The sequence below is a fragment of the Dyadobacter sp. CY345 genome (assembly GCF_021502725.1).
In the GTDB taxonomy this organism is placed as follows: Bacteria; Bacteroidota; Bacteroidia; order Cytophagales; family Spirosomataceae; genus Dyadobacter.
The window spans coordinates 69,046-93,471 of sequence record NZ_JAKFFS010000004.1 but is presented as its reverse complement, the minus strand read 5'-3'; the positions used below and the strand labels follow the sequence as shown (position 1 = coordinate 93,471).

Below are 24,426 nucleotides of genomic sequence, written 5' to 3'. Positions count from 1 at the left end.
TCGTAGACCAATCGTTTTTAGCTAAATAATGCCATTATATCATCCTGGCTTAGCTTTTTGATAAATCCAGCTTCGCCGCCTACCAAATCTTCGGCCAGTTCCTGCTTGCGTTCTTGCAGCAGCAATATTTTTTCTTCAATTGTATCCTTACAGATCATTTTATAAGCAAACACCTTACGCGTTTGTCCGATTCGGTGCGTTCTGTCAATCGCCTGACGTTCAACCGCCGGGTTCCACCATGGATCCATCAGATAAACATAATCCGCTTCCGTAAGGTTAAGTCCTACTCCACCAGCTTTCAAACTCATTAGGAAAACACGACAATTCTGATCATTCTGAAAACGATTTACACGCCCGGCACGGTCAACGGTTTGTCCATCCAGATATTCATAAGGAATATTTACCTTTTCCAGATGCTGACGGATTAAGTCAAGCATACCCAGGAATTGACTAAATATAAGAATCTTATGGTTTGACGCATTTTCCTCAATCTCCCTTACAATCTCTTCCAGTTTTGCAGACTCATTTCCATAGTCCACATCATCCGAAAGTAACACCGGAGAATCGCAGATCTGACGAAGTTTCAGTAATGCTTCGAAGATTAAGAAGTTACTTTTATTCAGGCCATCCGTTGCCAGCTTTTCAGCAATCTGTAATCTGTATTTTTCACGAATGGTTTCATATACCTTCCGTTGCTTCTTGCCCATCTCACAATACAGGATCGTTTCAGTCTTATCCGGCAAGTCAGTTGCAACCTCCTCCTTCGTCCGTTTTAACATAAAAGGATATACCAGACGACGTAATTCTTCGGCCTTCACTTTGTCCTGAAACTTGTCGATCGGCGTAGCATATTCTGCACGGAAAAAGTCAGCATGACCTAGTAATCCCGGATTTAAAAATTCAAACTGAGAATAAAGATCGAAAGTATTATTTTCAACCGGCGTACCCGTCATCGCCAGACGATTATTTGATCTCAGCAATCTGGATGCTTTTGCCGTCAATGAATCCGGATTTTTGATTGCCTGCGATTCATCTAAAACGATATAATTGAATTGTATTTTTTTCAACAACTCCACGTCACTTCTCATCGTGCCGTACGTTGTCAAAACAATATCATAATTCTGGAAAATTTCGAGATCTTTCCGGCGGTCCATCCCGCGGTGAACGTACAATTTCAGATCCGGCGTAAACTTGGCTGACTCTGCCTGCCAGTTAAAAATCAACGTGGTAGGAACTACGACTAAATTCGTAGCCAGCGGATTCTTGTTTTTCTGGTGTTGCAAGAAAGTTAGCATTTGCAGGGTTTTTCCCAAACCCATATCATCCGCCAAACATCCGCCCCAGCCAAATTCTTCAAGGAAATTCAGCCATTTGTATCCTTCCTCCTGATATTGTCTCAGCGTCGCATTGATATTTTCAGGAAGCGGCACACTTGGTATCTCTTTAAAATTCAGGAGTTTTTGTTTTTTTTCCCAAAGCTCCTGCAAAACTTCTTCGTTATCAATTTGCGAAGCAAGTTCTTCAATCAGCGAAAAATGGAATTTTGACAAGTGCACTTCGTCGCCATCCACCCTTCCGAATTTCAACAAAGGTTCAAGTTTCTGGATCCATTCTTCCGGCAAAATTCCCATTGAGCCATCTTTCAGCTCCACGTAATTCTGTTTTTTCAGCAAGGCTTTTTTAGCATCTGCGAGTGATACCTGCTGATCTCCAAAAGTAATTTCGATCTGCATATCAAACCAGTCGATACCCGAAGAAGCTCTGATCTGCACCTTTCCCCGATTTGGGTTAATGCGCATTTTTTTCAGATCTTTAAAACCTAAAAGCTGGACTTCCTTTTCCTCAACCGTATCAACAAAATGGAATAACCACCCATCTTTCATAACCTCTTCAAAAGGTATGAAGAAAAATGGTTGGTCAGGTTGCTGCGCAAAATCAGGATGCAGTGATTTCACCCATTCCCAATGTACCTTCTCAGCGGCGATATCACGCTCCAATAACTGAATTTTATTGTCTTCAAATCCTGCTTTAGTACGCTGATTATCGTGAATTAATTCTGCTTCCTCCGATTCTTCATCGCCCTCGTAAACATAAGTAGGGACGATCAATAAATTAGCGTCATCTTCTTTCAGATAAATTCTGCCTTTCACATATTTCATTGCGCTTGTTTCCAGCGCATGACGCGTTTGGAATATAACCTCGAAATGTTCTGTTACAGGCATCACCCAATCTTTCATGAAACTGTCGGAGTGATCTTTGCGGACACGGATTTTAAAACCGTTCTGACGCAGGTAATCAACCATTTCAGCATCATTGATACTTGCCCAACGGAACAAAATGTCCTCCTTGTAAATGCCAAGCCAGAAACTATCAAATGTTGCAGCAACCTGCTGAAGATCAATCGGCTTGCCCTTTTCAATTTCTGCGTATGGATTCAGGCTTATAAATTCCTGATCCTCTGTTAAAACAAAAAATATCTTGGCAGGCGTCGGGTGAAGTTTTACTTCCTGAAGCTGGTTTTGATTTGTGACGTAATCATTTTCAGTAATGAATAAACGCTCTCCGCTCAGATCCTTAAAAATCCTGACAAGCTGACGACCTACCCATTTATGTGCCTCACTCTGATAATCGGAAGATTCGTCGCTTAAATGAGCGCTAGACTGCCCACGACTTTTCATATATTTTTGAAGACCTTCCGGGCTGAAATGTCTTGCAATTCTTACTAATCTGGAATCACCTGCTGTTAAAACCGGAATTTCCTCTGGCAAATAAGCTGTTCCGGAGCCTCCGGCAATACTGCGGATATGCGTATATTTCTGCGTTTTCGAACTGCTTTTTGCAGAAAAAATTCCAAAACCAACATCCAGCGAACTATCAGCACCTCTCGGCCAAAACACATAAAGCGATAGTCTTTCATCTCCCGAATGTGAATCGTTATCCGTAACCTGATAGGTCGGCTGCAAATCTGGTATTACCTTATCACGCAGCGTGCGCCAGTTTTGGAAAGAGCCTACTTTCTGAATGCCTTTATCCTGCTTTATCAACTGTAAAGCACCGCTCTGATCAATTTTGAAATCAAATTTCCCTTCCAGATTATCTTCCAGCGCATAACCATATTCCGCAAGAAGATTCGTTTTATCTTCCGTCCAGTCACGCATCATATCAAACGCACGCTCGCCAAACTGGTCCCGCAGTTTTAATAATGCAGCCAGTTTGTGCTCGCAAACGGGAACATATAATATTTGTCCACATGAGCAGCTTGTCTGTATCTGGTTTGAATTCGGAACTTTTGTGAATTGAACCGCAAAGTCGATATCCCGGACATTGACTTTACATGCTGCAAATCCGTCCCGCGTAGAAACGATATCAACCTTTGCAAGCTGATTTCGATTATTCCAGGTTTCCCTTTGGACAATATCTTCAAGATATACGTCTTTCAGTGACGGAAGTACAACCATGGTGTCCGCCATGTCATGTTCCGTTGGCTTTACGTACGCTGGCATTTTATCCAGAACATACAATGTCATTGCGATGCGATGCTTGCAAAGTCCGCCGTAATCATGCGTACATGTACAGGAAGTACTAATATTTGGGGTAAGAAAATCCTGGATTTTTATAACATAATCCCGGACCGAGTAATCACTTTTTACTTTGAACTCGGCATAACCTCCTCCATTGTAGTCCAATTTCACGATATTATATCCACCGCTGCTGAAAATGGAACGCCCTTGTGATAATGTCTGGCCCTCAGAGTTCCGCCTTAAAAACTGTGATAATCGCTCCTTCCTCTCGTTGTCCATTTATCCTAGAAACTCGTTAAACCGCAAAAGTACGGTTTGTTTCTGTTTTTGTGAAGCCTATTCTAAAAGTATAATAGAAATGGCATAAAAAAACATTTTATAATTCAAGTTTGGACGATATTATATTTTCGATTTTGGGAATTAACGCCGTGTGAAGCGATTTAGAATTTATCTGATGGGAAGGTTCAAGTGAAGATTATTACTTTTAGATATACTTACATATTATTTTGCATAAGGCTGGTCAATTACACCAATGTAGGCGGATTTCAGAGTTCCATTTAAATATTCCAAAATTTCCTTTCCTACATTGGGATATATCAGCCTGTCTTCCAATTCTGAATATGGCAGCCAGACGACTTCCAATGCGGTTGTTTCCGCCGGGTTAATGATAGGCTGCCCGTCTGCAATTTTTGCTTTGAACACCATATGCAAAGTTTCCTTTCGCGTTTCACCCCACAAAACCTCACCGCAAAGGACCATTTCATCAATTTCAACTGTTATTCCCAGCTCTTCCATCAATTCACGTCGAAGTGCTTCCGGCAGACATTCATCCGGATCAGGGTTTCCTCCGGGCAGTGCAAACACTTCTTTTTCGCCATACTTGTATCGCATGGTCAGAACAGCATTTTCCTGAACAATAATAACTGCCGGACGTACTTTCATATAGATTTATTTTCGTGCTGGTGCAATGGCAAAATAGTAACTTTCATTTTAAACTAATTTCCGATCACCATTTTTTCGATCAGAAGCATAAAAATATGTATCACCTTGATGTGTATTTCCTGAATCCGATCAGCATATCCGAAGTGAGGAACACGGATTTCGACATCAGCCTGTCCCGCCAGTTTTCCTCCATCCTTTCCTGACAGAATCACAACTTTCATCCCTTTTGCTTTTGCAGCTTCAACAGCACGGATAATATTGGCTGAATTTCCGCTCGTGCTAAGTCCCAAAAGCACATCTCCCGATTGTCCCAATCCTTCAACAAATCTTGAAAATACAAATTCAAAACCGAAGTCATTACTGACACAGCTCAAATGACTTACATCAGAAATTGCGATTGCAGGCAATGAACGGCGATCATCCCGGTATCTTCCGGTTAGTTCTTCGGCGAAGTGCATGGCGTCACAGTGCGAACCGCCGTTTCCACAAGATATGATTTTATGATTATTTGCAATTGCATCTGCCATAAGAGACGCTGCTTTTTCTATTTTTTCTATTTGAACAGGGTCACTTAAAAATGTTTCGAGAACGGTTTGTGCTTCACGAAGTTCCTGGCTAATAATATTCTGAAATTCCATATTGATGATTTACAAAGATCTTAACGATTGACAAAAGTATTTAATAACCATACCCGGACAAACTAATTACCCAGCCGAATAAAATTTGTCAGATTTTTATTGCTTTCAAAACATGCCACTTTTTACCCGGCCCCTTATGTTTTTGGACAGAAAATCCTGCCGCTGCTAATGCTCTTTTTACAATTCCTTTTGATGAATAAGTTACCAATACTCCTCCTGTTCGCAACTGAGCCGCTATTTTTGACAAAATTTCTTCGGTCCATAATTCAGGCTGTGCTTTTGGATCAAAGGCATCATAAAAAATCACATCAAAAAGTTCATCAGTAGAAAATTCCTGCAAAGTCAGCTGTTCTTTTCTAAATGTAAAATTCTCTGACAGCTGATGATTTTCGAACCAGGCAGCTTGATGTAATTTCATCAAACCTGTAAAAGAAGTTACAATGTCATAATTGAGCTGCGAAGCTTCGTCCATTGAAACAGGAAATGCCTCAACACCGGTATATAAAATGGATTTTCTGTAAAAATCAGCGGCCTGCCAGGTAAGAAATGCATTTAAACCAGTTCCAAAACCCATTTCAAAAACGCGAATAGGTGCTTCTGTGACTTCAAGAAGGGGAATTAGTCCAAGATTCATATAAATGTGTCTGGACTCTTTGAGAGCTCCAGACACAGAGTGATAATGCTGATTGTATTGTGAATTGAGTAAGGAGTGCGAGCCGTCCTCCGTCAATTTAAGGCGTTCCAAAATAAAACTAATAGTTAGATGCGGCCTTAAAACTACTCAAATCATTCTTCGCAGCGTGAGCTTGGTGAAGAAAATATTTCCATTCCGTTTCACAAGTAAATCAATATTTCTTCCGTCGCCGCGCTGCATCAGTTTATAAATTTCACTTACATTCAATTCTGTTGCAGCATGATCGTCAATAAAAAGTAACTGATCTCCTTCGATAAGTCCTGCACCGGCGGCCGGAGATTTTTCCTGAACGTGATTGACAAAATACGAACGCAGGTCACTTCCTTCTGCACGAATTTCCATTCCGCTCATGTCATGTTCAAATTTTTCACGCAAGCGGCTTTTGTTAGGTTTTAAAACCATATAACCCTCATGGTAATTCATCGTAACCTTGAATCTCCGAAGCAGTTCGCAGCCAATATTTCCCTGACGCTCCACATTACTTCCCATTTTTGCACTAAAACCGGCACTATCAGGAAAAGACGCCACAATATTGTCCAACTCAAAACGTCCAAGTTTCATCCTGTCAACGCGGCCAAGATTTCCGTTTATCACGCCATTTAATCCTCTTCCCAGCTGCGCACGCATGACTTTTTCCGGAAGCCTGTAGGTTTCTTTGGGGGAATTATTTAATAACAATGCGTGGCCTGCACCCGTATCAATCAAAACGCGGATTGGTTTTTCGCGCCCGTCTGCATACAAAGTAACCGCGTCCGTAAATGGTTTGGTATCTTCAATCACGATCGGATGTTTGTCACCCTTGCTCGCTTTATATTTATATTGCCCATTCTGCGTCAGCAGTAATTCCTTCTTAGCAAAATCGATTGTCACGACAAAATTGTTAAAAATATCATATCCAAAAATGCCGTGTACAGGCACCCCGACATACTCGGAAAGGCGCAGGAAGTCTTGTTCAATCACGACAATATTTTGATGATTCGCTCTGAGCCTGCCCATTGCAAAACGATTATCAATAGCGACATGCGCCGCAACTGATTTCCCTTCGCCTGCTCCGGACAAGTTGACTTTTCGCGTTAAACGCAGTTTGTCTGGTTTTAAGATGGATGGATCTGTGATAATAATTGAACTGACACCCGTATCCAGAATAAAGCGTAGTGAATCAACATCGTTAATGCGGGCATAAACCAGAATAAGATTTGAGTGCATTTCAAAAGGTATGCGGGCCGTCTTATGGTTCTTTTCTAAAAAGTAACCGTATTTTTCTTCGGTGTTCTCGATGCCATCCGCTGAGACGGCAAGTGCAGCATTAGCAATGAAGTTTGTGCTGATTAACAGTAACCAGATAAAAGTTTTCATCTTGGCCTCCTTTCTTTTTAAACCTTGGTTTGTATTTTATTTCCATGAATTAACTGGTCTCATTACGAATGATTTATATCCTCTTTGGGGTGATAAGTAGTCATTTGTCAGAAATCGGTTTCTTATGTAAAAATACTTTTAATTTCTATAATAAACACAAAAAAATCTTGTAATTTCCTTATTATATTGAAGATATTTTTAAGGAAGAATAGAATTCCGGAAATGAGGAAATAATGGTAAGTTTGTAGCGCAAAATGAGGATTTAACACAATAAAATTAATTATGCGAAATAAAATAGTTGCCGGTAATTGGAAGATGAATAAGCTTGCAGATGAAGCAGTTGCTTTGGCGTCTGAGCTTGTAAATATTGCGAAAGACGAAGTGAAGGGAGACGTAAAAGTGATCCTTTGCCCTCCTGCAATCTATCTGACTACCCTTCAAAAATATATTGAGACTTCTCCAAATTTTGCATTAGCTGCGCAAAACTGTTCGGATAAGGCTTCGGGAGCGTTTACAGGCGAGATCTCTGCGGCCATGCTTCAGTCGATCGGTATTAAATACGTTTTGGTCGGTCACAGCGAGCGTCGTCAGTATTTTGCTGAGTCAAATGAATTGCTTGCTGCAAAAGTGAATATCGCACTTGAAAACGGCATTTCTCCAATTTTCTGCTGCGGTGAATCACTGGATCAAAGACAAAACGAAGATTATATCGGATTTGTAAAAAATCAGATCTCAGAAAGTCTTTTCCACCTTTCTGCTGAACAATTGCAAAAAGTAGTTATCGCTTACGAACCAATCTGGGCAATCGGAACAGGTTTGACGGCGAGCGCTGAACAAGCTCAGGAAATGCACGCTGCGTTACGTGCGCATTTGGCTGGAAAATACGGAAGTGAAGTTGCAGACGAAATCTCTATTCTTTACGGAGGAAGCGTAACAGCTGCAAGCGCAGACGAACTTTTCGCTTCTCCTGATATCGATGGCGGCCTTGTTGGAGGTGCCTCTTTGAAATCACGCGAGTTTATTAATATTATCAAAGCGAGATAATCCGAAATTAAAAAAGGTCATTTAGGTAGCTCTAAATGACCTTTTTACTTTATTACTGAGTAGTTTTTATCTGCGTAATTACAAATTCAACCCTTCTGTTTTTTCTTTTTTCTTCCTCGGAACCGTTTTTTGCCAGAGGCTTCGTCGCTCCAAAACCTTTTGCTTCAATACGGTATTCGCTGACTCCTTTGCTGATCAGATATTTTTTCACGGCAGCAGCCCTGTTCGCCGACAATTCAAGATTTTTATCAAAATCACCCACATTATCCGTATGACCTTCCACCCGGATTTTTATATCCGGATTGTCTTTCATCATACCGGCCAGCCGATCCAGTTCAGAGTACGATTCAGCAAGTAAGGTAAATTTAGATGTTTCAAAGTATATATTTGGCAGCGCAATAGTCTCACCAACAGCAAGCGGAATTAAATAAAAGTCCTTCGAAAATGAGCCTTTTCCAGAAGAATCCGCAGGAGCCAGACTGAAATTTGTTCCATAATATCCTTTGGCCAAGACCCGGAAGTCATAATTCGATTTTGGATCGATACCGATCCGGTAATTACCAGATGAAGATTTAAACTCAAGCGAGTCTCCTTTTTCAAAATAGGTGATCTGCGCAGGAATCGGATTTTTAGTTTTTGAATCGTAAACCGTTCCTTTGATCATCACATATTCATCTTCCACCGCAGCTGGCTTTTCCTCAATTTTTGGCTCTGGTTTCTGCTCAATCGGAGTTTGCGGAGCCGGTTTTACAGTCTTTGGAGCAACCTTCGCTGTTGATTTGGCATTTTTCTTCAAAGGGTTTTTGATATGCACGCCATAAAAATTCCAGGTCATGGTTTCTTTCGTAGAGCGGCCTTCATAAAAATCAAAAACTTCAATTCCAGGAGAAAGCCTCTCGAAATAGGCTACGAAATTTACCGTGTCTCCTGAATAAACCTCCTTTCGCATATCAAGCGGAATATCCTTTGCCCGAATCAATTTATATTTTTTATCAATTTCACCTGGCTTATATAAACGGGTCTCCGGATCAAGCCCAATCGTTGAGGTCGAAGGCACTTTCCGTTGCTGAAAATCAGGCATTCCTCTAAAATTAGGGTTTAGTCGTTTCATAGAAGGACTTTCACGTTCTACAAAACGCATGTAAACTATCGTGTACTCATCCGTCAGTTCAACCCGTTTAATTTTCACATAAGGCGCAGATTGTTCCTCTACTCTTGGGTTTTCAGTTATTTGCCCAAAAGCAGCAGTAAGTGAAAGCGCAACAACACAAGTAAAGACAAAAAGCGATTTATAGGTCATGGTTATTCATTGTTAATTTTTTACGAATTAACTTCAAAAACGCCGCAAGACAGGGGATAGTTTGTTAAAAATTGTTAAAGCAGATTTTTCTTACTTTTCCGGGATAAAAGATGCCCAAAATTCCGGGTCATAACGTTCCCAAGCATGACATGCAAAGGGAAGCTGATGATTTGTGATCTCGTAGGTTGCAGCAGGACTTTTTTCAAAAGAAAAATGCAGTGCCTCCTGCCATGTAGGTAATTTCAAAAATAATTTCATCGGAATAAGGCGTGTCGCCTCCTGCGAAAACAGCATATCTTCATTGCCAAGCCAGGCCGGATAAAAGGTATTATAGATTTTCAGATAACGCAGAAAAGAAGAAATTTTCCTGAGCGATAAGCCTCCGTTCAAAACAAACCGGTTATTGGAAAGTGCGTTCGCAAATGTATCTTTTTCGCCTGACGAAAGCGTATCGAATTCTTCCCGGTGCAGTGATGGAGCGCCAATATAATCATATCCTTTCCGGCACCAGTCTATTAGTTCATCCTTGAATACGTAAGCATCCAGTTGGTAAATTAATATGTAGTCAAAGTCAGCGAAGGTTTTGTAAAAATTCGCTGAAATCATCAGTTCATTGTAGGCGTCAATTCCCTTAAAATATAAATCGTCGAATGACTTAAAACGGATAGCCGGGTATTCTTGTTTTATCTCCGGCAAATCCAGACTTTCAGGCTTAACAATGATCACAGGAAACTTTGACAAGACTTTCATGCATTGCCAGAGCGACAATTTTTCTGAATATGTCAACTCCGATTTATAGACAGGGATAACAATCGCTGCGCTCGGTTCCTGTTTCACTATTTTCACTTATGAATTAATTATTACTCAAATAAATCGCCGAAAACCGGAAGCCACCAGTGTTTACTGCTGAACAAATATCTGCCTTTCACGATATCCGTCATCACAGGTACCACGCGCGTAAGACGGTTTTTAGGCAACTTCGCTCTTTTTTTGTAATGTTCCTTCGCTATTCGTAAGTTCTTCAATTTGTCTTTTGGAAACAGCGGAATCCCCATAAGCAGTTGATAAATCTGTTCAAGCTTATCAGCTCGCTCCTGCAAAGGAAGAAGTTTTTCATTCCGATCACGGAAAAACCGGTCTCTAAATCTTACTGGCTCCGCTTTTGCTCCAAATCCAACTTGCTGCCTTGCGTGAATACGATATGAAATCAGCGGTTCATTGATAAAATCAATTTTTTCCTGAAGACCTAAAATCAGCGCGATATAGGCATCATGAATTAAATCAGGTATATGCGTTGGAAAAGGCATTAATCTTGGTAAAGCAGATTTTCTAATCGCCAGCGTTGCGCCAGTAACTACAAAACCTTTAAAAAGAATCTCATGCGCTTCGCCGATTACCCATTTGTTTTGGGCAACATCATCAAATTCTATTTCCTGCCATATCGTCCGCCCCGTTGGATTTGAATCATCATCCATCATCATCGCATCTGAAAAAACGGCGTCGATGTTCGGGTGCGTATCAAAATAGGCTATTTGCTTTTGGACTTTGTCTTTCTGCCAGGCATCATCCTGATCCGAAAAGAAAATTATATCGCCTTTGCACAATGAAAGGCATTTTTCGAAATTTTTTGTAGAACCAAGGTTGTTTTCATTCTGATGAATAAAAACAGGAAAAGCTGCCTTTTCCGAAAAAGATCTTAAAACCTGAATGGTATCGTCATTCGAACCGTCATCACACACAACCAGCTCATCAACAGGGACTATCTGATTGGCTATGCTCTCCAACTGCTCAGGCAAATATTTTGCGCCGTTGTAAGTGCACATGGCCACTGAAATCATAATGTGTATCAAAATTTAAAATACATAAAGAGTGCAAGTTACAAGCCTTATGTATTTATTCAATGGCTTAGAGCTTTACGCACTAAACTATTCTTCATATTTTGGGATTTTGATAACATTGTTTTCAATCGCCCAATGGAGTTTTGCAGAATAATCTAAACCGTTTCCACCATTTATTAGTGGTATATCCTTGTTATTTTCAGATTTTTTAACAGATATCATTAATTCTTCATTTGACTGTTTCAGTACTTTCAGATTATTGTTAAAGCTCAGGCTCCAAACTAAAAATGCCGAAAATGTAATATATTGAAGTACGCGTTTTTTTAGAAAACCCATATCCAGCAAAATCAGAAGTAGAATAACTGGGATTGTCGCTGTAAAAAACATGTACCTTGGAGCGATTCCACCGGCCGCTTTGGTTGAAAATCGGGAGATCGCAATGACAATGCCCGTCAGGATTGGAAATGAAAACAGGACATAAAGTAACGGATTCTTGAATGCATAACCATTTAAAAACAAAACGATCCAACAGCTCAACACGGCCAATCCTGTGATCATGCAAAAAATAATGTTTGCCTTGTACCAAAAAATATCGGGCGGATTTACAAAAAGAAAACTCCCTAAAAAAGTAAATAGCAGTCTGCCCATCCATTCGAAATTGAAAGCTTCCGCCTCCGACCCATTGCCAGTGGTTCGTGAAAAATAAAGAAATGATAAAAGCAAAAGCGACACTACAATCCAAACAACAAGAGCGGATTTCTTTTTTTGAACAAAAAGTAAAAAACCTCCCAGAAAAAGAGCCAGCACCCCATTACCAAATGAAAAAATGGCAAGGCTGGCAAACAGACAAGCCAGTATGAAATATTTTCCATTCGGCTTCTCTGCCTTACTTAGCAAAAACAAACTTAAAAAGGAAAAGAAAAGGACAGTATAATGCTGTATACCAGCCCAGTAATAAAATGAGACTTGCCAGAATGACAGGCTAAATAAAAATATTGTTACAAACAACGCAGCTAGCGGAGAAAGAAGATTTTGCTGTTTCATAATAGCCAGAATGACAGCATAGAACCCTAGTAAGAAGAGATTTTGGTATAAGACAAGATGTGTAAAATTAATTTCTTTGAAAATGGCGTAATAGATTGAGGCAGATAAACGGGAGATCATGATGCAATGCTCATTATGAAGATCAAACAGCATTCCTAACCTCTCCGGATCGGTGCTTTTTTCAAAATAAAAATTACGGATAAATGCCAGCGTGGCATCGTAATCATCAAAGGATGGAATATTTTGAGAATTTGTAAAAAGGATATATCCGAAGGTAGTACTGATGAATATACCTACGACTAGGTATAAATATTTGCTCATAACGCACATTTAATAAAAGAGTAATTTTACTTTCAATTATTATAGTGTGCTTGGATACTGTTCAAAGGTATCCTTGTTTTTTTAAATACCAACTCAAACTTTTAACGGGAAACCGATATGCCAATAGAAGATCAATTGAAAAAGGCGATTATTCAAATGCCGCCAAAGGAGAAGGATAAGCTGCTCATCAGGCTTATTACAAAAGATAAAGCGCTGACCGACAAATTGTATTTTGAACTAATTGAAGATTCGTCAACGATACCGGAAAGACGGGAATCTATCATGGCGCGGATTACCCGTCTGACTAAATATGTTCAGGATTCACCGGGATGGATTTTGATGGATATGCGAAACCTGAGCGGTGATATTACGTATCATGTGAAGGTGACAAAAGATAAAATCGGTGCGCTGGAATTGAACATTTTTTTATTAAATACTTTCCTGACCAGTTATTCCGACAAGCTGAAAGTATACACTTCCAGGACCGATAAATGTGCTTTGTATATCGCGAAAAAGGCGCTGACAATCCTGAATGGTTTGAACAAACTAGAAGAAGATTACCGAGTCGATTATAAAAAAGACACCAATAAAATGCTGAAACTCGTGCATCAGTTATCCTCTAAAATGTATGCGCGGCAGTTAAATGTGCCGGAAGAGTGGGAATAATGATGATCCAATCTTAATCCTGGCGTAACAGACTAATCCCGAATTATATATTTCTTGTCAACCGAAAAGCAATTCCTGATATGAACAACAAAACAACAGCATTATTAATTATTGATGCTCAGTTTGATTTCTGTAATCCAAAAGGCACTTTGTTTGTGCCCGGAGCAGAAAAAGATGTTGAAAGAATAGCTCAGCTTATCGCTACGTATGGAGAAAGCATTGATCAGATTTTTGTGACACTCGACACGCATAGCGTTCTTGATATTGCGCATCCGTTATTTTGGGAAGATCCAAATGGAAATACCGTTGCACCTTTTACCTTAATCACGGCAAATGCAGTAAAATCAGGAAAATGGACACCGCGTTATAACAAAGATTTCGTCCTGAATTATCTTGATACGCTGGAAAGTGAAGGAGAATTCAAGCATTTTATCTGGCCGGAACATTGCCTGATCGGATCACGTGGAGCTTCGCTGGATGATACCATTTTACAATCTCTGCTTTCGTGGACGCACCGTACAGGAACTGACTATAAAGCTATAATTAAAGGGACAAATCCGCTGACGGAACATTTTGGAATTTTTCGTGCGCAGGTACCGATTGTTGGTAAGAAAGAAACAGAACTTGACCAGGAATTCATTACAGAACTAGAATCGTTCGACCAGATTCTGATCGTTGGCGAAGCGCGCTCGCATTGTGTCGCCACGAGTATCAAACAGATTTTAATTTACGCTCCCCAGCTTTCTCCAAAAGTGAAGATACTGACAGACTGCATGTCGGACGTAACCGGCTGGGGGCATTTGGCTGATCCGATTTTCGAAGAAGCCAAAGAAAATGGAATAGCTTTTAAAACTTCCCGGGACATATTTACCAGCTCATGAGATTTTTCTGTTTGCGACAAAGATCATTCTTTTTACCATTCTGCCTTATCTGGATATTCCTCGGTATCATCCAGTTATTGTTCAGCCAAAATGTAATTCTTCTCTTCGTAAACAAACACTGGGCGCCAGTCGCTGACCTGTTTTTCAAGAATTTCACCCATGTCGGAGATGGCGCATTTATACTTATTGCAGGTTTAATAGCTGCACTTTTTTCTTATCGGCTCGCTGTAAAAATCCTGCTTAGTTATGCCATTTCAGGAATTGTCGTGCAATTCCTGAAACAAATGGTCTTCACAGAAATTTATCGGCCTCCAAAAATTCTTGCTTCCATATTGCCAATGCTGCACAAAGTCGAGGGCGTTCAGCTTTATCATTTTAATAGTTTTCCCTCCGGCCACACAACTTCCGCTTTTGCCTTGTTTACAGTACTTGCACTGGAATGTAAATCTTCGGTCTATAAACCTTTCCTGCTTATCCCTCCGTTACTCGTCGCCTATTCGAGAATGTACCTGTTGGCGCATTTCCTTGGCGACGTATATGTCGCGGCCTTTGTTGCCATTCCCGTTTCAGTACTTATTTATTTTTACATGAATTTATATTGGGAAGCGCAAACTGATCCAAGGCTTGGTGGGGGGCTGACAAAATTATTTTAGAAAAGAATTTTACCAATCATCCTCTACACATGCTCTTCACTGAAACACACCGTAAAATTTTTCTTATTGTATTCGTCTTATTTGGATTTCTCTGGGGAATCGGAAATGCCCCGTTATTCGATGAAGACGAAGGCTTTTTTGCAGAAGGTACAAGAGAAATGGCAGTCCGCGGAGATTTTGTATCCACTTTTATCAACAAGGAACAGCGCTTTGATAAACCTCCGTTGACAAACTGGCTTCAATACGGATGTGCTCAAATCTTCGGATGGAATGAATTTTCCATGCGGCTTCCCTCCTGTCTGGCTTCCGTTTTCTGGATGTTTCTGATCTATTTTTTTACCAAAAAGAAATTAGACGAGCGCTCTGCATTTTTTGCTACGCTCATTGCAGCATCTTCAATCCAGATAACCATTGTTGGCAAAGCCGCGCTGGCTGATGGCATTTTAAATATGGCTCTGACGGGAGCAATGTTGTGTCTTTTTGATTTTATTCATCAAAAAAATAAAAAATTCATCTGGGCATTTTACGTTTTTACCGGTATCGGATTTCTTGCAAAAGGGCCCATCGCTGTGCTAATCCCCGGTGCCGTTTTTATGATTTATCTGGTAAAATGGAAAACCTGGAATGCTATCCTGCGCCTCTTAGACCCGATCGGAATATTTCTTTTTCTGATCATCGCTGCTCCGTGGTATATCCTTGAATACCAAGCAAGCGGAGAAAATTTTATCAATGGATTTTTCCTCAATCATAATGTTAACCGTTTTCAAACTGCTTTTGAAGGTCATTATGGCGGAATACTTTATTTTGTCCCCGTATTGCTTCTTGGCTTACTTCCCTTTACCGCCGTCATACTGAAATCGTTTACCAAAATAAAATACATCTGGTCAAAAAAATGGCTTTCATTTCTGATGATCTGGTTTTGTTTTGTCTTTATTCTTTTCTCTCTCTCCGGCACCAAACTACATCATTATATTATTTACGGATACTCGCCGTTATGCGTTTTGGGCGGTTGGTATGCAGCAAATAACAGTCGCCTTCCGGTGGTCTGGCCAGCTCTCGTCTTCATAATTTTGCTGATAGCCATCCCATTTTCAGTTCCTTTTGCCATTCCAAAAATCAACGACGTCTATGTCGTGGAAGTTTTGAAAGCAGTTTCAATTGAATTCGATCAATTTTATCTGTTTTTTATGCTTACCATTTTTGCAATATTATTACTGGTCTGGTGGATAAAAAGCTGGTCGACCGAAATCAGGATGGGAATTGTGGGTCTCATGATGTTGATTACCATTAACATTATCTGGATGCCCCGGCTTGGTGCTTTACTACAAAAACCGGTTAAAGAAGCTGCGCTTTTTGCTAAAAATAAAAATTTGAAAAATGTGGTAATATTCAATCATTACAACCCCAGTTTTCACTTTTATTCGGAATTATATGCAGAGGAAAGAGAGCCAAAAACCGGTGAAATTGTCTTTACAAAAACAGACCGCCTGGCGAGTATTCCTGTTCAGGAGGTTTTTTATAATAAGTACGGATATATCTTGATAAAAGTGGGATCAAAATAAATTGATATTTTGAGTATCAAAGTTCTGTATTTTTTTATAAATTTTTTCTACTTTAAGTATCGAAGCTTATAACAACTGTTAGGAAACACAAACTAATTGCACGATTTTTGGGTTAATATAAAGATCGGGACACCAAAAAAATCCCACGCAAATTGACCTGATTTTCCATATATGATGCAATTACCTGTGACCCGGATTGACGTTTCTCAATTTGATGAATTAGATCCGAGAAAATATATTCTCATCAAAGGCGCACGTGTTAATAATCTGAAAAGTGTTGACGTCGCTATTCCAAGAAATAAACTGGTTGTGATTACCGGACTTTCAGGTTCCGGGAAATCGTCTTTGGCTTTCGATACTTTGTTTGCTGAGGGCCAGCGGATGTATGTGGAAAGTTTGAGCAGTTATGCACGGCAATTTTTAGGACGTATGGAAAAACCTGAGGTGGAATACATCAAAGGAATTTCTCCGGCAATCGCGATCGAGCAAAAGGTAAATACCCGTAATCCGCGATCGACGGTCGGGACTTCAACAGAAATTTATGATTATTTAAAACTGCTCTTCGCCAGAATCGGCCATACTTATTCTCCTGTTTCAGGTGAGTTGGTAAAAAAGGATTCTGTGACTGATGTTGTAAATTATATTCTTAGTCAGGAAGAAGGTGCCCGTGTCTTGATCGTCACGCCACTTTTAATTCGTGATGGGCGATCGGTCAAAGAAGAATTGACGATTCTTTTATCAAAAGGATATAACCGGATAATGATCGGTTCGGATACGGCCTACATTGAGGAAGTTCTGGAAAAACCCGAAGAACATCAGCTTGAAGGAAAAGAAATATTTATTCTCATCGATAGAGCTTCGGTTCATAAAGATGATGAGGATACACAATACCGTCTTTCAGATTCTGTCCAAACTGCATTTTTTGAAGGAGAAGGTGCCTGTTTTGTTCAGGTTGTGGGGGGAGAAGAAAGAGTTTTTTCTGATAAGTTTGAGCTAGACGGAATCATTTTTGAAGAACCTACCGTAAATCTTTTCAGCTTTAATAACCCTTTCGGAGCTTGCAAACGCTGTGAAGGTTTTGGTAAAATCCTGGGGATAGATCCTGAACTGGTTATTCCTGACAAAAATCTTTCTGTGTATGACGGAGCTATTGCGCCATGGCGTTCTGAAAAAATGAGCGAATGGTTGGTACCCTTGGTTCGTCAGGGCGTCAAATTTGATTTTCCAATTCACCGCCCCTATAAAGACTTAACGCCTGAACAAAAAGAATTGCTTTGGACAGGTAATCAATATTTTTCCGGTATCAACGCTTTCGTCGCAGAACTGGAATCTCAGACTTATAAAATTCAGTATCGTGTCATGCTTTCGCGTTTCCGAGGCCGGACAACCTGCCCGGATTGTCGCGGTTCCCGTTTGCGGAAAGATGCGTCTTACGTAAAAGTGGGCGGCGTTTCGATTACGGATCTGGTATTAATGCCGATCAAAGATGTGATCACTTTTTTCAAGCATGTCGATATAAATGAACACGACCGGAGCATTGCAAGAAGAATTCTAACGGAAATTGAAACCCGTCTGGATTATATGAACCGGGTTGGACTGGGTTATCTGACTTTAAACCGGTTGACAAATTCGCTTTCAGGCGGAGAATTTCAAAGGATAAAACTCGCCACCTCTCTGGGAAGTGCGCTTGTTGGTTCGATGTATATTCTGGACGAGCCCAGCATTGGATTGCATCCACGAGATACCCAGAGGCTGGTTGGCGTTCTGGAATCGCTTCGGGATTTAGGCAATACTGTGATCGTTGTTGAACATGAAGAGGAGGTTATGCATGCAGCCGACCAGATTATCGATATCGGGCCGGAAGCCGGTACGGGTGGAGGAAATCTTGTTTTTCAGGGAAACTGGGATGAGATTCGTGAGTTGAAAACGAGCGGCGCGGAAAACAGTTTGAATTCCCATACACTTGATTTTCTGTTAGGCCATGATTCAATTCCTGTTCCGTCGGTTAGGAGAAAAACGGTACATTTTCTGGAAATAAAAGGTGCGCGGGAGAATAATCTCAAAGATCTGGATGTAAAAATTCCGCTGAACAATCTGACCGTCGTGACTGGTGTTAGCGGATCCGGAAAATCAACTTTAATACGCAAGATTTTGTATCCGGCACTGATGCGACTGAAAGGTGAGTTCAGCGAGGAAGTCGGAAAGTTCAATGAATTGAGCGGAAGTGTGGACCGCGTTGAGTCTATTGAAATGATTGACCAAAATCCGATTGGAAAGTCTTCGCGCTCAAATCCGGTTACCTATATCAAGGCTTATGATCATATCCGTCAGATGATGTCTGATTTGCCATTATCGAAAGTGCGCGGTTATAAACCTTCCCATTTTTCTTTCAATGTGGACGGTGGACGCTGTGAAATTTGCCAGGGTGAAGGCCAGGTGAAAGTGGAAATGCAGTTCATGGCCGATATTTACCTGACCTGCGAAGGTTGTAACGGAAAACGTTTCAAACAGGAAATTCAGGAAGTGTTATATGAAGGCAAGAATGTTTCGGATATTCTGGACTTGACCGTGGATGAAGCGATTGAATTTTTCAGAAAATCAGAACCAAAACTGGCTGAGAAACTGATGCCTTTGCAGGAAGTTGGTCTGGGTTATGTTGGTTTGGGGCAGTCGTCAAATACACTTTCCGGTGGAGAGGCGCAACGCGTGAAGCTGGCTTCTTTCCTTGGCAAGGGCTCTTCGCATAAAGGCAAAACTTTATTTATTTTTGATGAGCCGACGACCGGACTTCATTTCCATGATATTAAAAAATTATTGAAGGCAATTAACGCTTTGGTGGATCAGGGCGACAGCGTGATTATTATTGAACATAACATGGAAGTCATCAAATGTGCCGACTGGATTTTGGATCTTGGTCCGGAAGGCGGCGATGGCGGCGGTTACCTGACCTTTGCCGGAACACCTGAGGAAATGGCAAAAATTGAGGGCAACTTTACTGCTGATTTTCTAAAAGAAAAGATATAAAAATCTGGTTATCAATTTTTTAGTTGAAATTGGAATAAAAATTGGAATTCCGAAATAAGTCACTTAGATTTATGACAGAATTCCATTTTTAGTTATACGGATATGGCGGAATATAAAATGTTTGAAGATCGGGCGGCGTCTTATCATGCAACGCCCATTTCTGATTTTTCAGTTATCAGGGCTTCCCGTGAAGGCGTTGATCGTTCTTTGGTAGATACTGTTTCTAATTTGGTGAAACTTACCGATAACGAAATGGCATATCTGTTAGGGATGACGCCCCGAAATCTGCATCGTATTCCTGTTGATAAACGTTTGGGAACGGATGCTTCTGAGCGGCTTTTGCTGCTGAAAAATATTCTGATTCATGCGCTGGATACTTTTGAAGGCAAAGAAACGATCGTACGGAATTGGTTGAGAACGCCGTTATTTGAGCTTAATGACCAGAGCCCACTTCAGATGATGGATACCATTACAGGTTTTTCATTAGTAGATGATGTACTAGGCCGGTTGGATTACGGTTTGCCTGCCTGAGTATGCCAGTTGTTTACAGAATCATCAGAGAAAAATTCCGTGACCAATCTTTGTCGGCCGAAGGAAGCCGTTTGTATGGTTCGCGCTGGAATCCGAAAGGAACTGGCATTCTTTACACAACTTCTACACCGGAATTAGGTCTGGTTGAAACGCTTGCGCACGCGCCTGCTGTCAGGTATGAGGATCTTCCCACTTATTGGCTTTCATCCATCAGCATTCCGGAAAATATACGGTTTTACGGCCGTGAGGATATGCCTGATTTTTGGCAGGATAAAAATTATGAACGAACTCAAAAATGGCTCAATAGCTGGTTAAAAAATCCGGATGTTCTTGCCATTGCAGTCCCCTCGGTCATTGTTCCTTTTTCGCATAATATTCTGCTGCATCCAAAACATCCGTTATTCGCTCAGATACAATTAATTTCTCAGGAAAAAATCCCGATTGACAGGCGGCTTTGGCGTGTGGAGGATTAAAAATATTTATTTGTTCATAAAAATTGATGGTTCAGATAGACCAAAAGCGTCATATTTAGTACTTATCTTAAAGTATAGGCACCACTTTTGTGGCTTATGAAACAAAACAAATATCGAAACCATGAAGTTATACAAAACCGAACACGGGATAATACTTGAAAAAGGAGATACTTTCTATCGTTTGCCAGAAACAGATTGGGATATTGTAGTCAATCGTGACGACTTGTATGAATGGCTATTGCTACAAACGGAGAGTCTTATCGCGCTGACTTTTACGGAAGAGTATCCAATGCCGGAGGTCCTTGCTCCGATTGGAACCCAGGAAGTTTGGGCGTCTGGTGTGACGTATAACCGAAGCAAGGAAGCAAGAATGGAAGAATCCGAAAAAGCTGGCGGGGACACTTTTTATGACCGCGTTTACGATGCCGAACGCCCGGAGCTTTTTTTCAAATCCACCGCCTGGCGTGTAATCGGAAATCATGGAACGGTCAGAATCCGCAGGGATTCGACCTGGGATGTGCCTGAACCTGAATTAACATTATTTGCTTCTGAATCAGGAACTTTGGTTGGTTATACCATCGGGAATGACATGAGTTCGAGAAGTATAGAAGGCGAAAATCCTTTATATCTGCCTCAGGCAAAATCATATACAGGAAGTGCCGCGTTGGGGCCTTGCCTTTATGTTCCGCAAGAACCGCTTTCTCCGGACACTGTTATTGATCTGTCGATTATCCGTGAAGGCGAGGAAGTTTTTAATGGAGAAATTACGCTCGCTTCCATGAAACGTAAGGCTGACGAACTGCTGCGTTTTTTATATCGGGAAATGTCCTTTCCGACCGGCTGTTATCTGATGACAGGCACCGGAATTATTCCTCCATCTGATTTTACGCTTCAAATTGGTGATACTGTGCACATTACAATTGAACCTATCGGAACACTTACCAATACTGTTGGTTAAAATAAAAAAGCAGGTATGATCCGAAAATCATACCTGCTAACCTTAATTAATATTGGGCAAAATAATAATCTAACTTACGATCTTGACAACGCTGACGCGCCAAGGCAAGCGTAAAGTACGTCTTTGATAAATCCGGCCAATCTTGAAGCAATTGAATTATTGATTTCAACAGTTTCTTCTTTCTCAAAAAACGAAACTGGCGCTTCTTCCAAAATTCTTTCATTCAGCGTTACCATATGGCTCATTTTCGTCGCCAGATCTTTAGTGTAAGAAATAGCAGACAGACCTGATTGCTGAATAACCGTTGTTTTGTGAACGACTGTTTTTGCAGGGCTTTGTCTGGATATATGTTCTTTCACCGCACGAAATTCTTTTCCTGCCTGAAGCTTTTTATGCGCAACAAACATATTGTGCGAATATCCGGTAGCACTTGCCTGTAAGCTGAAAAGGACTAATACGATAAGTAATTTTATAGTTTTCATGGCTCTGTTATTTCAGTCGTTTACAAAAAATTAGGGTCGTTGAAATCTTGTAACTAATTGACAGTACAAATATATATGTTTTATCAGGTACATTGCAATACATAGTACCTTGTTTTTAACATTTTTTTTAATTTTTTTTCAAACAAGCTAAATAAACATCAACGAACGGTCCGTCAGCTTGTTGAGAGATGGAAAATTAGGAAGAAAGGTTGCACCAATAAAATAAAAAATGCTGAACTGAATGAAAAGGTGGATGGAGTTGATGATTTTGGTGATCAAGTCTTGTTAGCTAGGTGGTCAAATATGGTCAGGGGTTGTCAGGAGATTGTCATTTATTGGGTTGGATAAAGATTTTTGGAAACGGAAGACACAATATATCTGGGATAGTCACTAAACTGATAACTCTGCTCTCTGACACCTTTCCATGAGTACCAATTTACCGCTTTTGCTGAATATCATCTTGCAACAGATAGATTTATGTTACTCCGTTAGGTCACCGTATTTTAAAAACAGTATATAAGTCTTAAATAAATCTTTACAGAATTAAGCAACAATCTAATTATCAGCAAATGTATGTGGTGGTTCATTCTTATAGTACTTGTTATCATAGTATTTGGGTTATTAGTAGCCAATTACGAATCCAAGAAAAAAGCTGAAAGAAGCGGTTTCTTGCAATCTAAACTTACAAATATTGAAAATTTCAAAATTTCAACACAGATTGATGGCTACGGAGGGTCGTATATTTTTGCAATTGATGACTCTAACAGGAAAATAGGACTAGTTACTATAAATAATCAGACGATTGTAGATTTCTCGGATATTATTGGCATTGAACTTATAGAAGACGGAAATATAATATCAAAAAAATCCATAACTTCTACTGTAAGTGGAGCTGTCATTGGTGGTTTGTTGGCAGGTGGCGTTGGAACAATCGTAGGTGGACTGTCTGGTAGTTCGACTGAAAAAAACCAGGTATCGAGTATTTCTGTAAAGATATTATTGCGAAGCTTAGAAACACCATCCTTAAATATTAAATGCTTTGATTCTAAGGCTATGACAATTGAACGTAAATCAAGTATTGAAACGGAGGGGACAATTGACAGCTACATCTATCAAACTTGTAGAATAAACGCCGATAAAATAAAGGATTTGTTAAGTGTTATTATTGATCAAATGAATACTGAAAACAGAGAAAAATTTAACTCAAATGCTGCAATATCCATTTCTGATGAATTGTTGAAGCTTAATGAATTAAAAGAAAAAGGAATCTTAACAGAAAGCGAATTCAATACCCAAAAATATAAATTATTGAATAACTAATTAGTACAAAGAGATATACTGAATTATCCTTAGAGACCTTCTCCGCAAATTACCCCACCGAATCAACCTTTTTATTACCACTATACCGCTCTTTCAACTTCAAAAAGTAAGTTTCAAAATAATAATAACTTAATGTAGCGATGATATACGTGAAGACCAGGCTGCCGATCAGGTTCACAACCCAAAACTTTGTAGTCAGAAATATTTCAAAAAGTTTGAAACAGAAAGGGTGGAAAACATATAATCCGTAACTAACCTTTCCTGTGTAGATGAGTGGCGTTTGTGATAAAAATTTCTTTAACCAGTTACCTTTCTGCAAACAGATCACAAAGCCGATGAGACTGCAAAAGGATATAGAAGTTTGTAAAAAACCGATGGAATCAACAATTGACGGGCCAACCAAACGGTTCAAAACCCAAACCATATTGACCGGAATCAGGAGCAAAAGAAAATAGATTGCATTCTTTCGTTTTACAAATCCATTGTATTCAAGAAGCGCCAGAATCGCACCGATTGCCAAATCATCCATTCTGGTGAAAGTGAAGTGATGGATAAGCGGGTAACGCTGGCTCATATAAATCCGCAGCACAAATGACGTAACGATGATTACGCCGATCCAGAAAACTATTGCACGTTCTCTTAAATAATAAATCAAAAACGGCCAGACAAGGTAAAAATGCTCCTCAACGGCCAGCGACCAGAATTGTCCAGGCCCTTCAGATTTCCATCCAAACGTAGTTGAAAAATCCTGGAGATATATCCAGTAGTAAATTTGTAAACCGAATTCAGGAATAGCGCCGCCGAAAAATAATGGCGTCAGATAATAAATAACCAGAAACAGATAATACAACGGAAAAATCCGCAGCGATCTTCTGACAAAAAAGTTGTAGAAATAATTTTCACTTTCCCGAGTTGATAATAATATTCTCGTGATGAGAAATCCGGATAAAACAAAAAAAAGCGTCACGCCTGTTTCGCCTTTCATCGCCCATTGTTTCAGGAACTGGAATATGCTTCCATCAGTTTCGAAGTCTGAAAAAAAGTGGAAAAACATTACCATCAAAATGGCGATCGCCCTTACACCATCTAATTCTTTATAGTAGCTTAATTTGGTTTTTTGCTCACCTGAAATCATTCACGCCTGAATTATACTTATCAAAGTTTATGAAGAGAGGGTT

The 24,426-nt window shown here is 40.1% G+C and carries 21 protein-coding genes; 10 read left to right on the top strand and 11 right to left on the bottom strand.

What is annotated here, in order from left to right:
* Positions 1-17: 17 nt before the first annotated feature.
* The 5 genes from L0657_RS17625 to L0657_RS17605 form a co-directional block, all read right to left on the bottom strand.
* The gene (locus L0657_RS17625) at positions 18-3,800 is read right to left on the bottom strand and encodes a DEAD/DEAH box helicase (RefSeq protein ID WP_235152074.1); all 3,783 of its coding nucleotides are present in this window, start codon (positions 3,798-3,800) and stop codon (positions 18-20) included.
* A 222-nt stretch (positions 3,801-4,022) separates the two neighbouring features.
* The gene (locus L0657_RS17620; protein WP_235152073.1) at positions 4,023-4,463 is read right to left on the bottom strand and encodes an NUDIX domain-containing protein; all 441 of its coding nucleotides are present in this window, start codon (positions 4,461-4,463) and stop codon (positions 4,023-4,025) included.
* Positions 4,464-4,516: 53 nt separating this feature from the next.
* Positions 4,517-5,101 (bottom strand): D-sedoheptulose 7-phosphate isomerase, encoded by a 585-nt coding sequence (lpcA, locus tag L0657_RS17615; protein ID WP_235152072.1) that lies wholly within the window; start codon positions 5,099-5,101, stop codon positions 4,517-4,519.
* 88 nt (positions 5,102-5,189) lie between these two features.
* On the bottom strand, positions 5,190-5,831 hold the full coding sequence (gene mnmD / locus L0657_RS17610; RefSeq protein WP_235152647.1) for a tRNA (5-methylaminomethyl-2-thiouridine)(34)-methyltransferase MnmD: 642 nt from the start codon (positions 5,829-5,831) through the stop codon (positions 5,190-5,192).
* A gap of 51 nt (positions 5,832-5,882) precedes the next feature.
* Positions 5,883-7,151, bottom strand: a complete 1,269-nt coding sequence (locus L0657_RS17605; RefSeq protein WP_235152071.1) for an aspartyl protease family protein — start codon at positions 7,149-7,151, stop codon at positions 5,883-5,885.
* Between the two features lie 282 nt (positions 7,152-7,433).
* Between L0657_RS17605 and tpiA the strand changes: the two genes are divergently transcribed.
* Entirely contained in the window at positions 7,434-8,195 is a 762-nt protein-coding gene (tpiA, locus tag L0657_RS17600) for a triose-phosphate isomerase (RefSeq protein ID WP_235152070.1), read from the top strand.
* Positions 8,196-8,247: 52 nt separating this feature from the next.
* Here tpiA and L0657_RS17595 read toward each other — a convergent pair whose 3' ends face one another.
* From L0657_RS17595 to L0657_RS17580, 4 genes are all read right to left on the bottom strand, one after another.
* Positions 8,248-9,495 (bottom strand): OmpA family protein, encoded by a 1,248-nt coding sequence (locus tag L0657_RS17595; protein WP_235152069.1) that lies wholly within the window; start codon positions 9,493-9,495, stop codon positions 8,248-8,250.
* A gap of 90 nt (positions 9,496-9,585) precedes the next feature.
* A complete protein-coding gene (locus L0657_RS17590) occupies positions 9,586-10,341 on the bottom strand; it encodes a DUF5672 family protein (protein ID WP_235152068.1) in 756 nt (251 codons plus the stop codon).
* A gap of 14 nt (positions 10,342-10,355) precedes the next feature.
* Positions 10,356-11,333 carry a glycosyltransferase family 2 protein gene (locus L0657_RS17585; RefSeq protein ID WP_235152067.1) on the bottom strand — a complete coding sequence of 326 codons (978 nt, stop codon included), beginning with the start codon at positions 11,331-11,333 and terminating at the stop codon, positions 10,356-10,358.
* 87 nt (positions 11,334-11,420) lie between these two features.
* Positions 11,421-12,698: a hypothetical protein gene (locus L0657_RS17580; protein ID WP_235152066.1), complete on the bottom strand. Its 1,278-nt coding sequence runs from the start codon at positions 12,696-12,698 to the stop codon at positions 11,421-11,423.
* 117 nt (positions 12,699-12,815) lie between these two features.
* Here L0657_RS17580 and L0657_RS17575 point away from each other — a divergent pair, with 117 nt between their 5' ends.
* The 8 genes from L0657_RS17575 to L0657_RS17540 all read left to right on the top strand — a co-directional run bounded on the left by L0657_RS17575 (position 12,816) and on the right by L0657_RS17540 (position 21,446).
* Complete coding sequence (locus L0657_RS17575) at positions 12,816-13,364, top strand: hypothetical protein (RefSeq protein ID WP_235152065.1); 549 nt, start codon at positions 12,816-12,818, stop codon at positions 13,362-13,364.
* An 80-nt stretch (positions 13,365-13,444) separates the two neighbouring features.
* Entirely contained in the window at positions 13,445-14,245 is an 801-nt protein-coding gene (locus L0657_RS17570; RefSeq protein ID WP_235152064.1) for an isochorismatase family protein, read from the top strand.
* A complete protein-coding gene (locus L0657_RS17565) occupies positions 14,242-14,898 on the top strand; it encodes a phosphatase PAP2 family protein (RefSeq protein WP_235152063.1) in 657 nt (218 codons plus the stop codon). The genes L0657_RS17570 and L0657_RS17565 overlap by 4 nt, the downstream gene beginning before the upstream one ends.
* A 29-nt stretch (positions 14,899-14,927) precedes the next feature.
* A complete protein-coding gene (locus L0657_RS17560) occupies positions 14,928-16,460 on the top strand; it encodes a glycosyltransferase family 39 protein (RefSeq protein ID WP_235152062.1) in 1,533 nt (510 codons plus the stop codon).
* A 171-nt stretch (positions 16,461-16,631) separates the two neighbouring features.
* Positions 16,632-19,484, top strand: coding sequence for an excinuclease ABC subunit UvrA (uvrA, locus tag L0657_RS17555; RefSeq protein WP_235152061.1), 2,853 nt, complete (start codon positions 16,632-16,634; stop codon positions 19,482-19,484).
* A 102-nt stretch (positions 19,485-19,586) separates the two neighbouring features.
* Positions 19,587-20,015, top strand: a complete 429-nt coding sequence (locus L0657_RS17550; protein WP_235152060.1) for an antitoxin Xre/MbcA/ParS toxin-binding domain-containing protein — start codon at positions 19,587-19,589, stop codon at positions 20,013-20,015.
* Positions 20,016-20,017: 2 nt separating this feature from the next.
* On the top strand, positions 20,018-20,488 hold the full coding sequence (locus L0657_RS17545; RefSeq protein WP_235152059.1) for an RES family NAD+ phosphorylase: 471 nt from the start codon (positions 20,018-20,020) through the stop codon (positions 20,486-20,488).
* Between the two features lie 121 nt (positions 20,489-20,609).
* Positions 20,610-21,446, top strand: a complete 837-nt coding sequence (locus L0657_RS17540; RefSeq protein WP_235152058.1) for a fumarylacetoacetate hydrolase family protein — start codon at positions 20,610-20,612, stop codon at positions 21,444-21,446.
* Positions 21,447-21,520: 74 nt separating this feature from the next.
* On the opposite strand, the gene L0657_RS17535 is transcribed toward L0657_RS17540, so the two are convergent.
* Positions 21,521-21,928, bottom strand: coding sequence for a hypothetical protein (locus L0657_RS17535; RefSeq protein WP_235152057.1), 408 nt, complete (start codon positions 21,926-21,928; stop codon positions 21,521-21,523).
* 573 nt (positions 21,929-22,501) lie between these two features.
* Here L0657_RS17535 and L0657_RS17530 point away from each other — a divergent pair.
* A complete protein-coding gene (locus tag L0657_RS17530) occupies positions 22,502-23,248 on the top strand; it encodes an SHOCT domain-containing protein (protein ID WP_235152056.1) in 747 nt (248 codons plus the stop codon).
* A 49-nt stretch (positions 23,249-23,297) separates the two neighbouring features.
* On the opposite strand, the gene L0657_RS17525 is transcribed toward L0657_RS17530, so the two are convergent.
* Positions 23,298-24,383 (bottom strand): acyltransferase, encoded by a 1,086-nt coding sequence (locus L0657_RS17525; RefSeq protein WP_235152055.1) that lies wholly within the window; start codon positions 24,381-24,383, stop codon positions 23,298-23,300.
* Positions 24,384-24,426: the final 43 nt, after the last annotated feature.